Here is a 21,724-nt window from a genome sequence, read left to right as displayed (position 1 = left end):
GGTTGACAAACGGGTGCGCCTACCTTAAAAATTAATGATCGGATAGATTCAGCGACACAAAAAGAATGATGCAAAACACCTTTGGAAATGGAGGATTTAAAACATGACGTTACGTATAAACGCGCTTTTTCTGGTGATTTTTACAGGACTTTTGGTTCTGGCCTCTGACGGCGCTTTTGCCAAGCCGTTACAGTCTAATCTTGAAACGGCCTGGGATGCTTATCTTCAGGCCAGCAGGGCAGGAAATGAGTCGGAACTTCAAAAAACAATGTCTTCCTACAGCTTTTACACTTTGAAAAATAAACTCATTTCGGCACAGCGGTCGTTAACGCCTGATATCATAAAAAGTTTTGCAAAATACAGCCCTGATATTTCCAAAATGAAATTTGTAAAGGTGATTGAAAAAGGTGATAATGCAGGCCTTATATATGTCAGGGATTCAGGAGAAAAAGACGCCAACGCAAATCCCACAGTCACTTTCAGTGCCGTTAAATTTGTAAATGAGTCGGGATGGAAAGTGGAAGCCACCATGAATTGTGACAAGCCAATGTATCGTGATGATGGCCGGAAAACACAATTTTATGTGTCCGACCTGCGACCGGCCTGTGCCATGGATGGGAGGGTAAAACCGGCCCCGGCCCTGGTTCAAAAGCCGTATTCAACGGCTTTGCTTGATGTCTTCAGTTATGGTTATCAGGCCCAGGTTACGGTTAACGGTGTCCCCCAAAAGCCGGTTACAGCCAGTTGGTCCGGGGTACTGATCGGCGGTCTTTGCAAGAACAAAAATGAAATCAGCATTAGAATGACAAAAGTAGAGACAGCCAAGCAGAGTGTTCCTAAAATAAGAATTCGTCAACTTCTTCAAAATCGTACAACACGAGAAGTTCTGAAATTTGCGCCCCAAAAAAATATTGAAGGTGTCCATACGTTTATCGTTTCCGTTAGATAAGTTTCCGTTAATGGAGGTGAGTTCCCATGACAAGTATGCGGAAAATACATAATTATAACGGATTCTCCACGGAATCCGACACTTCAATTTTTAACCTGGAAGGCAAGTTTGGCGCCCATCACTATAGCAAGATCAACCTGGTGGTCAGACGCGCCAAAGGCTGCTGGCTCACCGACGACAAGGGAGACAAATATCTGGACTGCCTGGCTGCCTACTCGGCTGCCAACCCGGGGCACCATCATCCTGTCATTACCAATGCGCTGCTCAACGCACTCACCGGCAATTATGCTTCGGTGATCTCCAACGTGGTATTCACTGACTCTCTAGGGATCTTTCTTTCCGAATGTGCGGCATTTGCCCCCCAGCTTGCCCCCAGATTTGGTGCGCATGGCAATAAGGTCCTGGCAAAAAACGGTGGTGTGGAGTCCGTTGAAACGGCAATAAAAGCCATACGTTACTATGGGTTTAATCAAAAGGGCATTGAAGACGGCAAGCAGGAAATTGTTGTATTTAACAATAATTTCCACGGTCGTACCATTTCGGTAGTCTCTTTTTCTTCCAGCAAAAAATACAAAGACGGGTTCGGTCCTTTACTACCCGGTTTTGTGTCCGTACCCTTTGGGGATCTGGCAGCGGTTAAAAAAGCGGTGACCCCTAACACCTGCGGCATCCTTGTGGAACCGCTGCAGGGAGAAGGCGGCATGATTATCCCGCCCAAGGGGTTTCTCAAAGGATTGAGAGAACTGGCCGACGAAAAAGATCTGTTTCTGGTTTGTGACGAAATCCAGGTGGGTCTGGGCCGTACGGGCAAGCGGTTCTGCTTTGAGCATGAAGGTATTGTGCCCGATGGCCTGATTCTGGGCAAGGCACTTTCCGGCGGTCTGGTGCCCTTGTCCGTGTTCATGACCAACGCCCAAGTGATGGATATGATTTTCTCCAAGGGATCTGACGGTTCCACATTCGGTGGCTACCCCCTGGCCTGTGTAGCCGGTGCTGCAGCCCTGAAGGTATTCCAGGATGAAAAACTGGATGAACAGGCCGCAGAAAAGGGCGCACGTTTAAAACAACGCATTGAAGAGATTGGCAAACGCTCTCCCTATGTCAAGGCGGTTCGCGGCTTAGGGCTTTTCATCGGCATTGAAGTGAAAGACGGCAATGCCATGGAGTTTTGCCGCAAACTGATGAAGCAAAGGCTTGTTGTCAATGACAGCCACGGTCACACCATTCGTATTTCTCCGCCCCTGGTCATCAATGACGAGGAGATGGATTTCATGGTTGAACGTCTGGAAAGGGTTCTGGTGCCTTAGAAATTCTATGACCCTCATTTTGCTATCTCCGGGAGCACGGGCGTCCCGCCCGCATGTCCGCAAGTATTGTAAAGATGCGGGCGAGACGCCCGCGCTCCCATGTTGAATTATTTCGGATTCATTCCTAAGGACCGCAGATTAAATAAGTTGGGTAGAAATCACGCCGAATTTTGGCTCATCTACAAGGCGTATTAAAGGTCGAATAGCAGGCAGGCCTATTGGGCCTTTGATGCAACGAAGTAGATGGGCCAAAAGGTAAGCTATTTTGTTCAAGTTATTTAATCTGCGGTCCTAACGGTCAGGCCGGTCAAATGATCAGCCTGACCTTTTTCTTTTACAGACAGGGTTTACCAGCATTTGGCAGATTTGTGCCGATACTGGCCGCCACAATTTCTACCACCCCGGCCGCCCATGGGACCTGAAACATTGTACTGCTTTTGCCTTGGCCCTCAGCTCACTCCGGGTTTTGCTGATGTTTTTAGACAGGGCCCGGGCTTTTTTCGGATCAGGGTTAGTTCCTGCCATCAATGCATTCAGCTTAGCCCGGTTGGCAAAAAGTGATGCCCGATGTGCCTGGGTGTCTTTGAAACAGGCGTTCAAGTCTTTCTGATGAACTGCGGGGTTAACTGCGGACTGATTATTAAGTCCTTTTCCATGTCCGCGCATACCTGTGCCGGATCCGTAACCGCATCCCCAGGCATAGGCACTGACTGAAAAAAATCCCACGATAAAAATTGTTGTGACTGCTGTGATTGTTTTTTTCATGATAAACTCCTTTTAACTAAATGGTTATAAAATTTTAATTTTTAAAACACGTACGTCATTCGAACTTCATGGACCTGATACTGCAACCGGTATGCCAGAAGATTTTTAAATATATAACACCTTGTAATCGCATATTTTTTTTGTTTTTAGTGTTTTCTATCCATTGTAAAAAAGGAGATGCCGTGATTAAATTTTAATCACCTTGCCGGATGCCGGTGGTTAAAATTTAATCAGTCAGCAGAAGAGTATTATGATGTCAGATAACAAAAGACCCTATCCAAACCGCTCCATATCACCCTGGGTGATCATTGGTATCAGTGTTGTCCTTGTGGGGGTGGTGGTCACCCAGGCCGCCATGAACTATAACCGTGAAAAAAAATATATGGGACAGATCCTTTCGGAAAAAGGCGCGGCACTGATTCGATCCTTTGAGGCGGGAACCATCACAGGGATGATGGGGCGGATGGGAAGTGAGGCGCATCTGCAGACTTTATTAGAGGAAACAGCGGCCCAGAAAGACATCTCCTATATCGTCATCACGGATCAATCAGGGATCGTCCTTGCACATAATCAAAAGAATAAAATAGGAGCTGCGTTTACACCTGCCCTTTCCAAAGCGGATGTCCAACCCTCTGATCGCCCCCAATGGCGCACGGTCAAAGGCCAGGAATCAAAAGACTATTTTGAAGTCTATAAAACTTTTTTGCCGACATTAAGAGGCCATGGGCAGCATGGTCAGAGCAAAGGGTTAAGGAGGCATATGGTGGGAAGAGACCACATGGATGGTTCCCATGAGGGTGCCCAGGTTTGGATAAGAGGTCAATCCCGGCAACGCCTTTTAGATCCTGAAAATCGGCCGGCCATATTCATTGGTATGGATATCGCACCATTTGAACACGCCCGGAAGGAAGATCTTCAAAACAGCACCATAAGCATCGTATTGATTTTATTTCTGGGGTTAGGGGGCATTGTCTCCCTGTTCTGGGCCCAGAACCATGCCCGTTCCCGCAGGCTTCTTCTGGACACCCGCGCATTTGCCTCCGAACTGGTCACAAGTCTGCCCATGGGGATTGTGGCGGTGGATGATGCTGCAAAGGTCATCTATGTAAATGGGACCGCCGCCCTCTTTTTGAGAAAAGAGCTTGACCAAATAAAAGGTAAGAAAGCTGCCCAGGTGCTGCCGCCTTCTTTGCTGACACGACTTGACCAGGTGGATAAAGGCGGTTTCGTTTCAGAACAGGAATTGAAACTGCCGTCCCACACGGGCAAATCAATTCCGGTCACCGTAACCATTACAAAAATTGTCGGCACCCAGAACAACTTCATCGGCCATGTTTTCATTCTTAACGATTTAAGCCGAATCAGGGCCCTGGAACTTGAGATTAAACAGAAGGAGAAGCTTGCGGCCGTGGGTATCCTTGCCGCCGGAGTGGCCCATGAAGTCAGAAATCCCTTAAGTTCCATAAAAGGCTATGCCACCTATTTCAGCAGCCTGTTTGATCCACAAAGCGATAATAAAAAAGCGGCCAACATCATGGCGGAAGAGGTTGACCGGGTGAACCGGGTCATCTCGGAACTGCTTGAGTTTACCCGGCCCATTCAACTGGAATTAAAGAAAACCAGGATTTTTGAGCTGGTGGACAAGGCGTTGCGGCTGATAAAATATGAGGCAGATCCGGCAGGCATAAAGATCATCAATTCAGTTGAACCCAACCTGCCTGAAGTAGAGGTGGATAAAGACCGGTTGACCCAGGTGTTGCTCAATATTTTTATAAATGCCATCCAGGCCATGCCGTCCGGGGGCACCTTAACCGTCAACGTTAAGGCCATGGAAAACAGGCTGCAATTTGAAATTTCAGATACGGGTGGCGGCATATCGCCCCAAGACCAGGCCAATATATTTAATCCCTATTTTACAACCAAAAAGCGCGGTACAGGCCTTGGCCTTGCCATTGCCTTTAAAATCATTGAAACCCATGGCGGAACCATCACCATTGAAAGCCTGAAAAACAAGGGCACCACATTTGTGATTTCAATCCCCATGAAACAAAATAAACCGGGTCAGAACAAAGAGGAGCTGATATGAAAGGCCGATTATTGATCGTTGATGATGACACAGCCCATCTGTCAATGCTGGAAACCCTTTTAAAAAGCCTTTCTTACGCCATTGAATGTGTCAAAGACGGTGCCGATGCCATCCGACAGGTACAAAAAAATCCCTATGATCTTGTTCTCATGGATGTCAGGATGGCCAACCTCGGTGGCATGGAAGCGCTCAAAGAGATAAAGCACCTCAACCCCGCCATACCGGTCATTATTATGACCGCATACTCTTCGGTGGATAAAGCGGTTGAGGCCATGCGGCTGGGGGCGGATGACTATTTGACCAAGCCCTTGAATTTTGAGGAGCTAAAACTCTCCATTGAGCGGGTAACCAAACATCTGCAATTGTCTCTGGAAAATAACCGGCTTAAAGAACAGCTGCTGGGCGAGGGAGCCTTTTCCGGGATTATTGGTACAAGTTCGGCCATAAGAGAGGTTATTGACACGGCTAAAATTGCCGCCCCCACAGATGCTAACATTTTAATTTCAGGAGAGAGCGGTACTGGTAAGGAGCTGTTTGCAAAGGCCATTCACAAAAACAGCAAACGAAAAGAGAGCCCTTTGATCTCTGTGAATTGTGCCGCGTTGAGTGAAACCCTGCTGGAATCTGAATTGTTCGGCCATGAAAAAGGGGCGTTCACCGGAGCGGATAAACCAAGGGCCGGCCTTTTCATATCGGCGGATAAGGGTACAATTTTTCTTGATGAAATCGGTGAGATCCCCTTATCCATGCAGGTAAAACTGCTCAGAGTCCTCCAGGAAAAAGAGATCCAGAAAGTGGGCAGCGATCAGGTCACAAGCATTGACGTACGTGTCATTGTGGCCACCAACAAAAATCTGGAAGAAGAGGTGGAAAAGGGCAGTTTTCGCCAGGACCTGTTTTATCGGCTTAATGTCATTAATGTGAAGGTTCCCCCTTTGCGGGACAGAACAGATGACATCCCCCTGCTTGCCCAGAAATTTTTAAACAGGTACACAAAAGAGAATAAAAAAGAGATTAAAGGGTTCACCCCCATGGCCATGGATGCCTTGGTCAAATACGGCTGGCCGGGAAACGTGCGCGAACTTGAAAACATTATTGAACGCGCTATTATTCTGTGTCTGGGTCAGTATATTTGTGAAAAAGATTTGCCCTCAAACGTGTTAAAGGATTATGAACCCGAAAATATAGCCCGGCATGAGCTTGCCGGGGGCGGAAAAACCCTGAATGAAATTGAAAGCATTGCCCTGATCGGGACACTTAAGCAGACAAAGGGCAACAAAACCGAAGCGGCCAGGATACTTAACATTACAAGAACAACGTTGAACAATAAGCTTAAGCGGCATAATCTGGACCTGGATAAGATTTTGCCGACAAGCCCATAATTGTCGCGGCTCGAATAATTGATTTGGGCTTAAATAAGGACCGCAGATTAAATAAGTTGGGCAGAAATAACGCCGAATTTTGGTTCATCTACAAGGCGCATTAAAGGTTGAATAGCAGGCCTATTGGACCTTTGATGCAACGAAGTAGATGGGCCAAAAGACAAGCTATTTCGTTCAAGCTTTTTAATCTGTGGTCCTAATAGTCATATTGTGGGGTCTTCGAAGTCCTGATAAACTTTTTGAAAGTGGACGATTTTAACGTCTCGCCGCACCGGAAGTAAAAAGCGAAAAGAGGGGCGCTTTTTACTTCCGGTGCATGCGATTATTCGGCAGTGATGAGCATTTCCTTGTTAAATTTTGATGTAAAATTATTCTGCCATTGCTTCCATGGCTCTTTTAGGATTCGCCTCAACTTTTTTTAGGATTTCAGTAGTTTTTGCTTCAGGCAACCAGTCGATTTTTCCATTTGAGACGTCATAGATAGCGCCAACAACTTTGGCTTTCCCTGCGTTCACGAGTTGGCGAGAAGCAGGGCTTGCCATGAATAAATCCTCAATACCCTGCCAGATATTTTCTTCAATTGCATAAGGTATTACATCAGCACCATGTGCGTTTGGATTATCTGCCATCGCTTTTTTCACTGCTGGAATGATGTTATCAACTAGTGGTGGAATATTTCTTTCCAATTGGTGACCGTGGCCTTGGACGGCTTTTGTCACTGCGGTTACTGCGCCACATTGAGTATGTCCAAGTACTACAAATACCGGTGTGTTTACATGGGCAAGGCCATATTCAACAGACCCGATCTCATCAACATCCAGAACATTACCGGCAACACGAATAACAAAAATATCCATAACACCGGCATCAAATAAAATTTCAACCGGAACCCTAGAGTCAGAGCAGGTGATTACGGTCGCATAGGCGTGATCACCCTGATCTTCTTTGCCGGCAAGTGCAAGACGGGCAGCATCAGTATGGGGCTGGATTGTTTTACCAGTTACAAAACGTTCATTACCTGCTTTCAGCATAGCGATTGCTTCATCTGGACTTGGTTTGGCTGCTTTGCTGCCACTGGCAAGAACAGGGCCACTGGTTAGAGCCAAAAAACAGCTAACAGTCACAACAGATTTCAAAAATTTTTTCATCATTGTCCGGTCTCCTTTGAAAGAATAGATTTTGTGGCAAACGCCAGGCCTCTAATAGGTCCGGCCACCTACCACGGGAATATTTGATGACCAATATGGTAAATCAAATAGAAATAATATCTCAGAAAGTACCTGGATAATCAATAAATACTGGGCACAGGCTTTGCGCAAGATAAAAGCGGCCCTGTCACAGGGGCGTATGTATGCTTTGGATATTGGTTCTGTATGAGAATATAAAAAATATGGTTGAAATCAATATTGTTTAATGTGAAAAAGCGGTCTGATAATGCAGGTGGGGATAACTTAAAAAAAATATCAGGAGGCAGTCTTTTATGCAAAAAATTATGGGTGTGTCCCACCTTTTACATAAGATGAAATTTTAATCTGACGTAGAAATTCTGGCCCTATGGGCCAGGTCAGAGTGCAGTGGCTTTGCCATCTGTACGACTCAATGTTACTCAATGATCAAGTTGTCCCCACAACGAAGATCAAGGAGTAACAAATGAGTCGATTCCGAAAACTATCACAAACGATATGGCATTGCCAATATCACATTGTTTGGGTACCAAAGTATAGGTACAGAATATTGACCGGACCTGTGGGAACAGAGGTCAGCAACTGCATTAGGGTATTCTCCAGCCAGAAAGGATGTGAGATAGTGGAGTTAAATGTCCGTCTATACCACGTTCACGTGTTGCTGATGATACCACCTAAAGTTTCGGTATCAGATTATGTCGGAACCATAAAGGGCCGAAGTGCTATTCGGGTGTTCAATAAATTCAAAAATTTGAAGGTCAAATCCTATTGGGGTAACAAATTTTGGGCACGAGGTGACTGTGTGGATACAGTAGGTTTGGATTCCGAGATGATCCGAAAATATGTGAAATATCAGGAGAAAAAAGAAAGAGTAGCGGAACAGAGAGATCTGTTCAATAATTAGAGATATAAACGATAAACCCAAACGAAAGGATCCATGATGGCAGAGTATGCTTTGGTAATTAATGGTGAAAAAGTTGTTTCCAAGGAAACCTTTGACGTAATTAACCCGGCAACGGGCGAGGTGTTTGCCGCCTGCCCCAAGGCCAGTGTCGACCAGCTGGATCAGGCGGTTGCTGCGGCCGGAAAGGCGTTGCCCGCCTGGTCGGCATTGGCCGATGAAAAAAGGGTGGAATACCTGCAGCAGATTGCAGGGGTCATTGAAAAAAATATGGCTGAGCTTTCACAGCTGATTACCCTTGAACAGGGAAAGACCCAATCTGGACCCGGGGCAAATTTTGAAGTGGGCGGCTGCATGGCCTGGACCCAGGTGACGGCCTCGCTGAAACTTGAAGATGAGCTGATCGATGATAACCCGGAAGACACCATTGAACTGACCCGGAAACCCGTGGGTGTCGTCGGATCCATCACCCCCTGGAATTGGCCGTTGCTGATTGCCGTCTGGCATATCATGCCGGCCCTGCGTGTGGGCTGCACGGTTGTCATTAAACCGGCATCCTATACACCGCTTTCAACATTACGCCTGGTTGAGTTGATTAATGACATATTGCCTGCCGGCGTTCTCAATGTTGTGGCCGGCAGTTCCGAGATCGGCAATGTAATGTCCGCCCATAAAGGCATTGATAAAATTGTTTTTACCGGATCTGTCGAGGTAGGGCAGACCATCATGCAGCGGGCAGCCGGCAACCTGAAAACCTTGACCCTTGAGTTGGGCGGCAATGACGCCGGTATCGTTTTGCCCGGAACCGATATTGAGCCGCTGCTTGAACCACTGTTCTGGGGGTGTTTCATTAATGCGGGCCAGACCTGCGCCTGTCTCAAGCGCCTTTTCGTCCACGAGGACGATTATGAAGAAGTTTGTCAAAAATTTGCCGACTATGTGAGTAAAATTCCTGTGGGTGACGGCATGGATGAGGCCAATTTGATAGGCCCCCTGGCCAATGCCGCCCAGTTTGATATCATTCGGAAATATGTTGATGATGCCAGGCAGAAAGGAGCACGCGTCCTTTGTGGCGGGGAGCCCATGCCAGGCAATGGTTATTTTTATCCCCTGACCCTGGTGGCCGATGTAACCGATGACATGGATCTGGTCAAAGAAGAGCAGTTTGGCACGGCACTGCCGATCATTAAATACACCACCATTGACGAAGCCGTTGAACGGGCCAACGCCGTGGACGTGGGGCTGGGCGGCTCTGCCTGGGGCAATGACGTACAGCAGGCAAAGGCGGTGGCCCAGCGCCTGGAGGCAGGCACCGTCTGGATTAACGCCCATGGCAAATTGCACCCCATGGCCCCTTTCGGTGGGGTCAAGCTTTCGGGCATTGGTACCGAGTTCGGCTTGGAAGGATTAAAGGCCTACACCACCATTCAGGTGGTCAGTGTTGCTAAGCCTGCCCAAGGATAGCTCTTTTTTTTACATCAACACACTGGTCATATAACAGGTAATTCGAGGGGCACCAGATAAAAATATTCGAAACTCTAAAATTAAGTCAGGTGTTCCCTGAATTTGGCAATAATCTTGGACTCCGGCCACGATATCCCTGGTGTCCCTGGTGTGGGTGACCAGGCTGCCGTCCCGGCGTTCAGTGGTTGCAGCTTTATCATGGGATGCACTGCCCAGGTAAGTAACGTTAGGTCTGATGCAGGCCAAAGAAAAGAACGGCTGAAACCATCCAATTGACATTAATTAAATATCGTCCCCGGGAATTGAAAAAAGGCGGCTTCCGTTGCCTGCGCGCGGAGCGCTTGTTATAAAATTAAAGAGGTTGCGCTATCCGATAACGCGAGATTATGTAAAATGGCATTTATTCCGCCAGGCCGGGCGTTAAAGGAAAGCGGCGGCAATCTTAATCTGTTCCCACCTGCTGCCCCAAAAAACAAAAGCGGTTAAGAAAAAACTTAACCGCTTTTAATCGGGGTCTGTCCCCTATTTCTGCCCTATTTCTGATATGGTTTATGTAGTAATATTAAATTCTAATTAATAAAACGTCACATTTAGCATAGTTAGCCACACCATTTGCTGTTGAGCCGATTAAGGCATTAATCCCTTTTTTGGAATGGGTGCCAAGAATAATTAAATCTGCATTCTTCTTTTCTGCGAACAAATAAATTTGTTCGTAGGGTTTACCAACTTTTACCGTTGCATCTTTCTTAGGTATCCCTAAAGAGGACGCTTTTGATTCGAGTGAAGGTATAGCATTTTCTTTTAGTTCCTTTTGGTAATCTTTTGGAAGTATCGTATAAGGAATGACATGAGTTACAAACAACTTCGCATTATATAATTGTGAAAGCTCATATGCTTTGGAAAGTACATTTGTACCCTCGTCACTGATCTCTATTGCGCAAAGAATAGTTTTATACATTTGATATCCTTAAAATTTTATGTCTAATAAAAATAGTTAACTTAACTTAACTTAACTTAAGTTAAGTTTTACAAAACCTTAAACCCTATAACGTAGTCCTCACTTGCAGGTGTGTATGGAACCACAGAGGAACACCAGCCAAGTGCATAAAATGGTTAAACAAAAAAACGTTGATCTTTGAACAGACGAGGGTAAGAAACACCCAGGCAACGAGCGAGTTCTGCTTGTGTGGACCCCAGCGGTTTGACAAATTCTTCGAAAACCATCTCTCCGGGATGTGTCGGCGGACGATTTCGAGGCAACCGCCTCCCAACATCAGTGGTACCCTGTAAATTTGATTTTGTAGGCATGACCTTCCTCCCATATAAAACAAATTCTATACTGCTGATTAATGCCGTTACTGTATTAATTCTTTCAGTCACCTTTCAATTTCAACGAAATTGGGTATGTTTTTTATTTGTGACTCCTTTATTCCAATAGCTATACATACATCCTGAAGATTTGAATGGAATCCAACCACGTTAAGACAGACCGGACCAAAAATAAAAATTAAAGCATTTAGAGAATATCCTGACTACCGCTCGGATGTCAAAAAAAAATTTAGATTCCGGGGACGTCGATACAAAATTAAAGATTTAGTAAAATGTCCTCGGAACTATCATTACTTCCCAAACATCGCACCCTTTGGTCCCAAATGGCAGGAATAACAGCCAAAGCCTGTGCGGGTAATGATGCTGAACGGCTTGAGGCCCAGGGCTGCTGACATTTCGGGAACCAGGCGGTTGAGTTTTAGCCGGGTGGTTTCCGGAGCCCTCTCGAATTCGGGCCCCAAAAGCAGGGCCCCGCTTAGCCGGGGCAGGTCAGTCGTGGGCATATCATATATACCCTGGGTGTCGCCCTGGACATGGCAGAGGCTGCAATTTACCTGGGCAAACCGTTCCGGCTGCCAGGTGCCGAAGACATCGGCGGCAACCGGTAGTACCTTTTGGCGCATATGAGCCTTGCGCTGGCTCAAATTCATTTTTTCCCAGGTCAGCTGTTTCCCTTCAGGGCCAATGGGGCCGACCCGTTTCGGGTAGCAGCCGCAAAGCAGTGTTGAGGCCGCAGTTAGAATGAGAATAATGGTTATGAAAGATTTATTGTCCATGTAATGCCCTCCAAAAGGATTGCCAAGATCGTAACTTTGGGCACTTCTTTGCCGGCAGTTTGATATCCTGGGTCATTCGTCTTTCATTTTTCACTACAAGAGCTGTTCTTCGTTGCTGTGTTTATTTCGTAACAAATTAAAGGTGTTTGGGCAAGGTTGTTCTGCCTTGCCTTTTAAATGGTATTGATTTGTTTAAATGTCTTGACAACTTGACAGCTTGTCAATTATGATGTTGGTAATTATTAATTGAGCAGCCCGCCGGATAACGGGTCAGATACCATTTCCGGTTGGCTGCAAGCTATAGAATAAGGTCGGTTATGTTGAATCCTGACTCTCCCATGCCCTTGTATCACCAGATTTCCGAACAGCTTCAGTCCCGTATCCGGGAGGGCGTTTATCCGCCCGGGCACATGATTCCGTCTGAAACGGTACTTGCAAAATCATATGGGGTGGGCCGTCCCACCGTGCGCCAGGCCATGGACATTCTGGTGCAAAAAGGCCTGATCCAGAGAAAGCGGGGGGCCGGAACTTTTGTAAAGAAACCGTCGCCGCAAATTGATCTATTTTCCCTTGCCGGAACCTCCCAGGCCTTTTCCACTAAGGGGGTTCCCACGCAAAAAAAAGTGATTGCGCCTTTGGAAAAAAAAACCGTTGCAGGGGATGTGGCAAATCCGTTTCACGGCCAACCCGCCTTTGTCATGTCTCGTTTGACCATGGCCCGGGACGAACCCGTGCTGCTGGAGGATATTTTCCTGGACCCGGATCTGTTTGCGGGCATTGGCGATATGGATCTTGGGGATAAATCTTTGTCCCGGGTGGTGTCCGAGCGGTTTTACCTCACACCTTCCGACGGCACCCAGCAGTTCCAGGTGGAAACCTTGAATGAACAGCGGGCCCCCCTTTTGGGCATGTCGCATCTAGATCCGATTCTGGTGGTCAGGCGGCTGTTAAATTTTCCCAACGCGCCCGGCGCGGTTTATTCGGTGCTGTTTTGCCGAACGAATCAATTTGCCTTTACCCAGACAATTCAGAATAAAAAGTAAAAAAATATGAATATCATAATTAACACAAGCCATCCTACGGAGGCAGATACATGAAACATCGCGGATATTACGGTCCCTTTGGCGGGGCATTTTTACCTGAAATCCTTGTGGCCACCTTTGAGGAGTTGGATGAGCGGTTCAGGCAGGCCAAAGAAGACAAACGTTTCTGGGAAGAATATGAGAATCTGATGGCAACATACTCCTGCCGTCCCACGCCGTTGACCTATGCCGAGAACCTCACCCGCCATTTTGGCGGGGCAAAAATTTATATTAAACGCGAAGACCTTAACCACACCGGCGCCCACAAGGCCAACAACGTCATGGGCCAGGGGCTTTTGGTCAAAAAAATGGGTAAAAAACGGGTGATTGCCGAAACCGGGGCAGGGCAGCACGGGGTGGCCACGGCTACCATGGCCGCCAAGTTTGGATTTGATTGCACCGTCTATATGGGTGAAGTGGATGTTCTGCGTCAGCGGCCCAATGTGTTTTGGATGGAACAGCTTGGCGCCACCGTGGTGCCGGTCACCGACGGCACCCGGATTCTCAAAGATGCCATCAACGAGGCATTCAGGGACTGGGTCACCAACATGGACACCACCCACTATGTCCTGGGAACCGCCTGCGGACCCCATCCCTTCCCTGAAATGGTCTCCTGGTTCCAGTCCATTATTGGCAAGGAAGCCCGTGCCCAGATCATGAAAGTCGAAGGCCGGCTGCCGTCCAAGGTATTTGCCTGTGTGGGCGGTGGTTCCAATGCCATGGGGATCTTCCAGGGATTCATGGATTCTCCGGTTGAACTTGTGGGTGTGGAGGCTGGCGGCGAAGGTATTGCGTCGGGCCGTCATGCATCCCGGCTTTGTTCCGACGACGCCAGTCCCGGCATTGCCCAGGGCTATAAAACCTATTTTCTGCAGAACAGTGACGGTCAAATGAAAGAGACCCACTCCATCTCCGCAGGCCTGGATTATGTCGGTGTTTCCCCAATTCTTGCCAATATGCGGGACCAGGGCAAAGCCCGGTTTGAATATGCCACGGACACCGAGGTGGTGGACGCCCTTAAGCTGACCATGCAGATGGAAGGCATTATCCCGGCCCTGGAGTCTTCCCATGCCTTTGCAGGCGCCTTTAAAGAAGCCCCTAACATGTCAACGGATGACATTATCATCATCAATCAGTCCGGCCGGGGGGATAAAGACATCTTCACCGTGGCCGATGCCGTTGGCGATCCCAAGTGGAAAGAATTTATCTGTTCCAAAGCAGGAGAATATCAAAATGACTGATGCAAAAAACCAGGCACCTGCCCCCGCCTTTCTGGAAACCTATATCCGGGAACAGCGGAAGAAAAAAGATATCCTGTTGATGACCCATATTGTCATGGGCTACCCTTCCTTTGAGGCCTCCTTTGAAATTGTCCGGCAGATGGTGGACGCAGGGGTGGACTTAATGGAGCTTCAGATTCCGTTTTCAGAACCCATGGCAGACGGGCCGGTGATCCTCAAAGCTAACCAGGCCGCCCTTGACAGCGGTGCTACCGTGGAAAAATGTTTTGAATTTGCCAAAAAAGTGTCGGATAGCTTTGGCATCCCGTTTCTGTTCATGACCTATGGGAACATCCTCTATAAATACGGCATGGATACCTTTGCCGCCAGGATGTCGGAAATCGGGGTAAAAGGCGCCATTGTCCCGGATCTTCCCCCGGAAGAGGCGGATGATTATCTGTCAGCTATGAAAAAACAGGATCTGTCCGCGGTATACATCTTTTCTCCGGAAACTTCGGACCAGCGCATGAAGATGATCGACACCCATGCCACAGGTTTTATTTACTGTCTGGCCAGAAAAGGGGTTACCGGAAAAGAGACACAATTTTCATCGGATATGGGCCGCTACCTTGCCCGGTGCCGAACGGCCACCCGGCTGCCCACGGCCGTGGGGTTCGGGGTGAAGGAAAAAGCAGACATTGATTTTCTTGTGGGCAAAGCAGACATTGCCGTGGTGGGATCCCAGACCATCCGGGAGGTGGAGCAAAAAGGGGTGGATGCCACAGGCCCGTTTATTCGCAGTCTTACAGAATAAGGCTTTTACATTTCCATTTGGTTAAAATACCATTGCGTCTTGATTCCTGACCCGGTTTGGGGTTTTATGATACAAATAAAGTGTTTGATCTGGTATAAGAATAAAAAATTTAAAACCCCGAAGGAAATGCGCCATGAATGTGGATGGAAAACAGATGCGCCCCATCTGGTTTGACAATGAGTCAAAAACCGTTAAGGTCATAGACCAGAGACGTCTGCCCCATGAACTGATTGTGGCAGATCTGACAACCAATGATCTGGTTATCCATGCCATCAAGGAGATGTATGTCAGAGGCGCACCGTTGATTGGTGCCACAGGGGCGCTGGGTGTTTATGTCATTCTGGTGCAACAGGGCAACCAGGGGGCGGATGATGCATGGTTTACGCGTGAATGCGCCCGCCTTCGTGATGCCCGGCCCACCGCCACCAACCTGGCCTGGGGCGTGGATCGGGTCATGGGAAAAGCCCTCAACGCGTCCGGATATGATGCCCGGGTGTCAGCCGCCTTGAAAGAAGCCCTGGATATTGTGGAAGAAGAGGCGGTGAATTGCCGAAAGATCGGTGAATTCGGCCTGTCCATCATCAAAGACATTGCTGAAAAGAAAAAGGGTCAGCCCGTAAACATTTTGACCCACTGCAATGCCGGATGGCTTGCCTGCATTGAGTACGGCACGGCCACAGCGCCCATGTATACCGCCTTTAATGCAGGCATTGATATTCATGTATGGGTGGATGAAACACGGCCCTTGAACCAGGGATCGCGCCTGACCGCCTGGGAGCTTGGCAAGCACGGCATCCGGCATACCGTGATCACGGATAACGCCGGGGGGCATCTCATGCAGCACGGCATGGTGGATCTGGTTATTGTCGGCACGGACCGCACCACCCGGGCCGGTGATGTGGCCAACAAAATCGGCACCTATCTCAAGGCGCTGGCTGCCCGGGACAACAATGTGCCCTTTTATGTGGCACTTCCCTCATCCACCTTTGACTGGACCATCACCGACGGTATAAAAGATATTCCCATTGAAGAGCGGGACCCGGACGAGATTAAATACGTGCAAGGGGCTTGTAATGGAAAGATTTTATCGGTCCTGGTACCGCCGGAAAACAGTCCGGCTGCCAACCACGCATTTGACGTAACTCCGGCCCGTCTTGTGACCGGATTTATCACCGAACGCGGCATATGCGGTGCTGCTGAAGACGCGATTATGGCATTGTTCCCGGAGAAAAAATAGGCTGCACCTACAAACGCGGCCCAAACAGAGTTTTTTGGAAAACAGTTTATGACAACATCCCTCACAGACCTGGAAAAAAAAGTAATTTCACTGCTGCAGACCGATATCCCGGTCTGCAAACGTCCCTATCTTGTCATGGCAGAACAGATCGGGATTTCAGAGGAAAAATTTCTTGAAGTGCTGTCCGGCCTCCATGACAAAAATATGATCAGGCGGTTCGGTGCCACGCTCAAACATCAGAAATCAGGATTCAAGGCCAATGCCATGGTGGCCTGGAAAGTGCCTGAAGATCGGGTGGAAGAGGTGGGCAATATCATGGCATCCTTCCGTGAGGTTACCCATTGTTATCGAAGAGATCCTGCGCCTGGGTGGGATAAAAATCTGTACACCATGGTTCACGGGGCATCCGAAGACGAATGCTTTGCCATTGCTGCAAAAATTTCCGAAGCTACAGGTGAAAAAGATTATTCCCTGTTGTTTTCCCGCCGGGAGCTGAAAAAAACTTCCATGCAGTATTTTGAAAACTGACCCCCCCCACATCCTTTGCGTTAACCCCTGGGTCCATGATTTTGCCGCCTTTGATTTCTGGGCCCGGCCGTTAGGTCTTTTTACCATTGCCGCCATCCTGCGACAGAACCGCGTGCGTGTTTCATTTTTGGACTGCATGAATCGGTTTCACCCCAGGAAAACAAAGCATGTCAAGGTGTATTGGGACGGCAGAGGCCCCTTTGATAAAACCCGGATTCCTTTACCCCAGGAGCTTGAAATTCACCTGGGAGACGCCAACGGCAATTTCATCCGGTATGGGGCTTTAAAAGAGTGGATTGAACAGGACCTTTTGGCAATGGATCGGCCGGACCTGATTCTGGTCACCTCGGTCATGACCTATTGGGCAACGGGTGTGGCTGAAACCATTGACCTGCTCAAAAAAGTTTTTCCCGACGTGCCCGTGGTGTTGGGCGGTATATACGCAAGCCTTTGTGAATCCCATGCCCGAAAATGTTCCGGGGCAGACCATGTTATCACCGGCCCGGCCGAACCTATTCTTGCAGACCTGGTTGAAACGTACACCGGATTTACCCTGAATCAGATACCGGACCCGGCAGACCTTGACGCCACACCTTTTGCCGCCCTGGATCTCCAGGATACCATGGCCTATGCCCCGATTTTGACCTCCCGGGGGTGTCCCTTTTCCTGCGAATACTGCGCCTCCTCCTTTCTTGAACCACGGTTTCGGCGGCGTTCCCCGGAAAATGTATTTCAGGAAATTCGCCATTGGCACAACCATTTCCAGGTGAAAAATTTTGCATTTTACGATGATGCGCTTCTGATCAATCCGGAAAAATACGCGTTCCCCCTACTTGAACGCATCATTGATGAGAAGCTGGATATCTTTTTTCACACCCCCAATGCCGTTCACATAAGAGAGATCTCGGCAAAAGCAGCGGATCTGATGTTCAAGGCAGACTTTAAAACGATTCGTTTAGGGCTTGAAACCGCAGACTTTTCAAGCCATCGTCACGACATTAAGGTTAAACAAGATGAATTTTTTACGGCCGTGGACCACCTGCGCACCGCAGGATTTGCAAAGGATCAGTTGGGTGCCTACCTTTTATGCGGACTGCCCGACCAGAATCTTGATGAGGTGGAAGGGTCCATCAACCTGGTGAAACGCCTGGGATTAACCCCGATTCTGGCCTATTACACTCCCATTCCCCATACCGCCATGTGGGCGGATGCCGTCAAAAATGCCCGCTTTGATATCACGGCCCATCCGGCACTGACCAACAACAGCCTGTTTCCCTGTGTGCACTCTCAACAGGATCTGGAGCGAATTTCTCAATTGAAAAAAATGCTGAAATAACGTATACCCCTCTGAAATGATAGTATTTGATTTGGAATGTATTAACGGCCATGTTTTTGAAGGCTGGTTTGATGACCGGGATGATCTTAACCGGCAGCAGGAGCAGGGTCTTCTGCAATGCCCGGTGTGCGACAGTTCTTCCGTAAGTCCCAAGCTTTCTGCGGTGGCCATACGAAAATCTGCGTCCCCAAGCCTTGGCGGTTCCGGCCGGGAGATGGCTTCCCAGGCCCACCTGGATGCCATGGCCGAGCTTGCCGAAAAAATGACGGCCTACGTTGAAAACACCTACGAAAATGTAGGCTCCTCCTTTGCCAAAGAAGCGCTGGAAATGCATTACGGGGCCAAGGAGTATAAACAGATCCGGGGCACCACAACCAAGGAAGAGGAAAAGACCCTTGAAAAAGAGGGGGTGCCGGTAGTAAAAATTCCAATCTTGAAAAAAGATAACGACGACCTTAATTAAGGCCCATGATCGGAATAAAACATTCCAAAATATGGTTTAGAATTTTCGTTCGTATTCAAGGCGTGTCAATGGGAGCATATTTAAATATATGTACCCATTGATACAACGAAGAAGACGGATGAAAAGGCAAACCATATGGAAGGTCTTATTTTGAACTTGGGCCTAATATCGCCGATTTTCTGTTCCCTGCCTAATATCACAAAGTTAAGACAGTTTTAAATAAAAATCCCCTTGCCTTTTCTGCAAAATGCAATAGATTTGCATATATAATTCATTCATGATTTTATTCGATATGACGATATTAAATCAATTCAAAGGAGGGCTGACATGAAAAGATTTGTTAGGTTTTTTACTGTTATTTCAATGATTGCTGTCTGTTGCGGACATGCTTGGGCTGAAGCGCCGGTTCCCATGTTTGTCAGCATACTGCCCCAGCAATACTTTGTGCAACAGATTGGCAAAGATAAGGTGGCTGTTTCCGTGATGGTCCAACCCGGTGCAAGTCCGGCCACATATGAGCCAAAACCCCTACAGATGGCCAAACTATCCAAAGCCCGCCTCTATTTTTCCATTGGTGTTCCCTTTGAAACGTTCTGGCTGGACAAAATTGCATCCGCCAATCCGGATATGACCATTGTCCACACAGACAAAGGCATCGAAAAGCAGCCCATGGATGTGCACCACCACGAGGGAGAAGACCAGGCCGGTCACCATGATCACCAGGCCTCGGCTGAAGAGGACCATGACATTGAGAATGATCATGGACATGCCGGGCTGGACCCCCATATCTGGCTCTCCCCGAAACTGGTCAAGATTCAGGCGGGTCATATTCTTGACGCTCTTGCCACGGCAGATCCTGAAAATAAAGACTTTTACACAGTCAATTATAATGTTTTTATCAAGAAGCTTGATGCCCTCGACCAGAATCTGGCCCAGATGTTAAAAGACAACTCTGGTATGCAGTTTATGGTTTTTCATCCGTCATGGGGGTATTTTGCCCGGGATTACAACCTGAAAATGATTCCCATTGAAATAGAAGGCAAGAATCCGAAACCGGCCGATTTGCAGGCATTGATCGAGCATGCCAGGAACGAAGGTATCAACGTGATTTTTGTTCAACCCCAGTTTTCAACCAAAAGTGCAGAACTTGTGGCCAGGGAGATCCATGGCCAGGTGCTGCGGGCCGATCCCCTGGCACTGGACTGGTTGGAGAATATGAAAAAAATAGCTGCGCAGTTCAAGGAGGTTCTAAAATAGTCGCGATTTTAGAAAAAGCGCTGGTCACGGTTGAAGGTGTGGATTTTTCCTATAATGGACAGGCTGTTCTTACCGACATCAATCTGACCATCCGGGAACATGATTTCATGGCCGTTATCGGACCCAACGGCGGAGGAAAATCCACGCTGATCCGGCTGATCCTGGGGCTTCTAAAGCCCGATAAAGGTAAAATCCGGGTGTTGGGGGAACGTCCCGGCAAGCATAGTCAGGCCCTGGGATATGTGCCCCAGAATGTCCATATCAACGACCATTTTCCCATTACCTCTTTGGATGTGGTGCTCATGGGTTGCCTGGGTACGGGAGGGCGTTTCGGGCAGTCCAGACGGACCCGAAAAGAGTGTGAAAAAGATGGGTTAGTCACTCTGGAGCGCCTGGGTATGGCCAAACATGCCCGGAAAAAAATAGGGGAGCTTTCCGGGGGACAGCGTCAGCGGGTGTTTATTGCCCGGTCTCTGATGACCCGGCCGCGCCTGTTACTTCTTGACGAACCCACGGCCAGCATCGACTCAAGGGGTCAGGAAGATTTTTTAAACCTGCTTGAAACCCTGAATAAGGACGTGGCCATTGTGGTGATCACCCATGACTTGTTTTCCGTGTCCAATTATGTCAAATCCGTGGCCTGTGTGAACCATGGGCTGCATTACCACTCCCAAGAAGAGATTAAAGGACAGATGCTTGAAACCATGTATGAATGCTCGGTGGAAGATGTTTGCCGGGTACAGGTGCTGAGCCAGGTCCTGCCCGGGGTAGTAGGACATAAAAATTCAGGGGGTAGAGATGGAAATCCTTAAATACGAATTCATGCGCCATGCACTTGCTGCAGGGCTTTTGACCAGCATCATCTGCGGCATTATGGGCACCTTGGTGGTGGTGAACCGCATTGTGTTTTTATCCGGCGGCATTGCCCACGCAGCCTATGGCGGGATCGGCATGGCATTTTATTTTAACTGGCCGGTGATCCCTTCCACCATGGGGTTTTCCCTGGGCGCCTCCCTGGTCATGGCGGCAGTTACCCTGAACAACAGACAAAGAGCCGATACGGTCATTGGTGTGATCTGGGCCGTGGGCATGGCATTCGGCATTATTCTGGTGGACCTGACCCCGGGGTATAATGTGGATTTGATGAGCTATCTTTTCGGCAGCATTCTTACCGTGCCCGGATCAGACTTGATTATAATGGGTGTTCTCGGTGCCCTGATTCTTTTTTTGGTTGCCTTTTTCTATAAGGAATTGATGGCGGTTTCCTATGACGAGGAATTTGCGGGCTTGCGGGGACTTCCGGTGCGCGGGATCTACTTTTCCCTGATTGCCATGCTCGGACTTACCGTGGTCATGGTGATCCAGGTGGTGGGGCTGATTATGGTGATTGCGCTGCTCACCATCCCGCCGTTCATGGTGGAGAAATATGCCCGGTCCCTGGGCGCCATGATGATCGGTTCAAGTTTGCTGGGTGCCTGTTTCACCATGGCGGGGCTGTATCTGTCCTACCGGTTTGACCTGACCTCGGGGGCTGCGATTATTATGGTGGCCGGCACTGTATTTTTGGTCGCCCTGGGTCTTGAAAAACTCTGGGCTTTTATACCCAGAACCGTTCAGCATGCCGGAGAATTAAAAAGGTGACAT

General features: G+C 48.3%; 21 protein-coding genes. 16 read left to right on the top strand and 5 right to left on the bottom strand.

The features are described from left to right. Positions 1 to 103 precede the first annotated feature (103 nt). Positions 104 to 949 (top strand): hypothetical protein, encoded by an 846-nt coding sequence (locus EYB58_RS04620; RefSeq protein WP_111958074.1) that lies wholly within the window; start codon positions 104 to 106, stop codon positions 947 to 949. A 26-nt stretch (positions 950 to 975) separates the two neighbouring features. Beyond that, positions 976 to 2,256 (top strand): aspartate aminotransferase family protein, encoded by a 1,281-nt coding sequence (locus tag EYB58_RS04615; RefSeq protein WP_111958076.1) that lies wholly within the window; start codon positions 976 to 978, stop codon positions 2,254 to 2,256. Positions 2,257 to 2,649: 393 nt separating this feature from the next. Here EYB58_RS04615 and EYB58_RS04610 read toward each other — a convergent pair whose 3' ends face one another. After that, complete coding sequence (locus tag EYB58_RS04610; protein WP_111958078.1) at positions 2,650 to 3,021, bottom strand: Spy/CpxP family protein refolding chaperone; 372 nt, start codon at positions 3,019 to 3,021, stop codon at positions 2,650 to 2,652. A 250-nt stretch (positions 3,022 to 3,271) separates the two neighbouring features. On the opposite strand from EYB58_RS04610, the gene EYB58_RS04605 reads away from it, so the two are divergent. Next, a complete protein-coding gene (locus tag EYB58_RS04605; protein WP_111958080.1) occupies positions 3,272 to 5,107 on the top strand; it encodes an ATP-binding protein in 1,836 nt (611 codons plus the stop codon). Further along, complete coding sequence (locus EYB58_RS04600; protein WP_111958082.1) at positions 5,104 to 6,489, top strand: sigma-54-dependent transcriptional regulator; 1,386 nt, start codon at positions 5,104 to 5,106, stop codon at positions 6,487 to 6,489. Before EYB58_RS04605 ends, EYB58_RS04600 begins: the two co-directional genes overlap by 4 nt. A 368-nt stretch (positions 6,490 to 6,857) precedes the next feature. Here the strand turns inward: EYB58_RS04600 and EYB58_RS04595 are convergent, their stop codons facing one another. Beyond that, a complete protein-coding gene (locus EYB58_RS04595; RefSeq protein ID WP_111958084.1) occupies positions 6,858 to 7,640 on the bottom strand; it encodes a carbonic anhydrase in 783 nt (260 codons plus the stop codon). A gap of 499 nt (positions 7,641 to 8,139) precedes the next feature. Here EYB58_RS04595 and tnpA point away from each other — a divergent pair, with 499 nt between their 5' ends. Both tnpA and EYB58_RS04585 read left to right on the top strand, forming a co-directional pair. Next, entirely contained in the window at positions 8,140 to 8,577 is a 438-nt protein-coding gene (gene tnpA, locus EYB58_RS04590) for an IS200/IS605 family transposase (RefSeq protein WP_111958088.1), read from the top strand. Between the two features lie 33 nt (positions 8,578 to 8,610). Further along, complete coding sequence (locus EYB58_RS04585; RefSeq protein ID WP_207309126.1) at positions 8,611 to 10,038, top strand: aldehyde dehydrogenase family protein; 1,428 nt, start codon at positions 8,611 to 8,613, stop codon at positions 10,036 to 10,038. 9 nt (positions 10,039 to 10,047) lie between these two features. On the opposite strand, the gene EYB58_RS04580 is transcribed toward EYB58_RS04585, so the two are convergent. From EYB58_RS04580 to EYB58_RS04565, 3 genes are all read right to left on the bottom strand, one after another. Further along, positions 10,048 to 10,317: a hypothetical protein gene (locus tag EYB58_RS04580; protein ID WP_111958092.1), complete on the bottom strand. Its 270-nt coding sequence runs from the start codon at positions 10,315 to 10,317 to the stop codon at positions 10,048 to 10,050. 283 nt (positions 10,318 to 10,600) lie between these two features. Continuing rightward, a complete protein-coding gene (locus EYB58_RS04575) occupies positions 10,601 to 10,996 on the bottom strand; it encodes a universal stress protein (protein WP_111958094.1) in 396 nt (131 codons plus the stop codon). Between the two features lie 661 nt (positions 10,997 to 11,657). Continuing rightward, a complete protein-coding gene (locus tag EYB58_RS04565) occupies positions 11,658 to 12,143 on the bottom strand; it encodes a hypothetical protein (protein ID WP_111958096.1) in 486 nt (161 codons plus the stop codon). Between the two features lie 317 nt (positions 12,144 to 12,460). Between EYB58_RS04565 and EYB58_RS04560 the strand changes: the two genes are divergently transcribed. The 10 genes from EYB58_RS04560 (at position 12,461) to EYB58_RS04515 (ending at position 21,721) form a co-directional block, all read left to right on the top strand. Beyond that, positions 12,461 to 13,186, top strand: coding sequence for a GntR family transcriptional regulator (locus EYB58_RS04560; protein WP_111958098.1), 726 nt, complete (start codon positions 12,461 to 12,463; stop codon positions 13,184 to 13,186). A gap of 50 nt (positions 13,187 to 13,236) precedes the next feature. Then, entirely contained in the window at positions 13,237 to 14,466 is a 1,230-nt protein-coding gene (gene trpB / locus EYB58_RS04555) for a tryptophan synthase subunit beta (protein ID WP_111958100.1), read from the top strand. Next, entirely contained in the window at positions 14,459 to 15,259 is an 801-nt protein-coding gene (gene trpA / locus EYB58_RS04550) for a tryptophan synthase subunit alpha (protein ID WP_111958102.1), read from the top strand. Before trpB ends, trpA begins: the two co-directional genes overlap by 8 nt. A gap of 133 nt (positions 15,260 to 15,392) precedes the next feature. After that, a complete protein-coding gene (mtnA, locus tag EYB58_RS04545; protein ID WP_111958104.1) occupies positions 15,393 to 16,496 on the top strand; it encodes an S-methyl-5-thioribose-1-phosphate isomerase in 1,104 nt (367 codons plus the stop codon). Positions 16,497 to 16,544: 48 nt separating this feature from the next. Beyond that, positions 16,545 to 17,024 (top strand): siroheme decarboxylase subunit beta, encoded by a 480-nt coding sequence (ahbB, locus tag EYB58_RS04540; RefSeq protein WP_111958106.1) that lies wholly within the window; start codon positions 16,545 to 16,547, stop codon positions 17,022 to 17,024. Next, entirely contained in the window at positions 17,014 to 18,360 is a 1,347-nt protein-coding gene (locus EYB58_RS04535; RefSeq protein WP_111958108.1) for a B12-binding domain-containing radical SAM protein, read from the top strand. The genes ahbB and EYB58_RS04535 overlap by 11 nt, the downstream gene beginning before the upstream one ends. A 16-nt stretch (positions 18,361 to 18,376) precedes the next feature. Next, positions 18,377 to 18,823 (top strand): DUF1178 family protein, encoded by a 447-nt coding sequence (locus EYB58_RS04530; protein WP_111958110.1) that lies wholly within the window; start codon positions 18,377 to 18,379, stop codon positions 18,821 to 18,823. A gap of 327 nt (positions 18,824 to 19,150) precedes the next feature. Continuing rightward, on the top strand, positions 19,151 to 20,080 hold the full coding sequence (locus EYB58_RS04525) for a metal ABC transporter solute-binding protein, Zn/Mn family (RefSeq protein WP_111958112.1): 930 nt from the start codon (positions 19,151 to 19,153) through the stop codon (positions 20,078 to 20,080). 38 nt (positions 20,081 to 20,118) lie between these two features. Continuing rightward, positions 20,119 to 20,892 (top strand): metal ABC transporter ATP-binding protein, encoded by a 774-nt coding sequence (locus EYB58_RS04520; protein WP_111958114.1) that lies wholly within the window; start codon positions 20,119 to 20,121, stop codon positions 20,890 to 20,892. Continuing rightward, positions 20,879 to 21,721 carry a metal ABC transporter permease gene (locus EYB58_RS04515; protein WP_111958115.1) on the top strand — a complete coding sequence of 281 codons (843 nt, stop codon included), beginning with the start codon at positions 20,879 to 20,881 and terminating at the stop codon, positions 21,719 to 21,721. Before EYB58_RS04520 ends, EYB58_RS04515 begins: the two co-directional genes overlap by 14 nt. Positions 21,722 to 21,724 lie beyond the last annotated feature (3 nt).

Origin of the sequence: Desulfobacter hydrogenophilus (assembly GCF_004319545.1) — a bacterium.
Taxonomy (GTDB): Bacteria; Desulfobacterota; Desulfobacteria; order Desulfobacterales; family Desulfobacteraceae; genus Desulfobacter; species Desulfobacter hydrogenophilus.
Note: the sequence above shows the minus strand (reverse complement) of the source record. Positions and strands in the feature narration are given on the sequence as shown.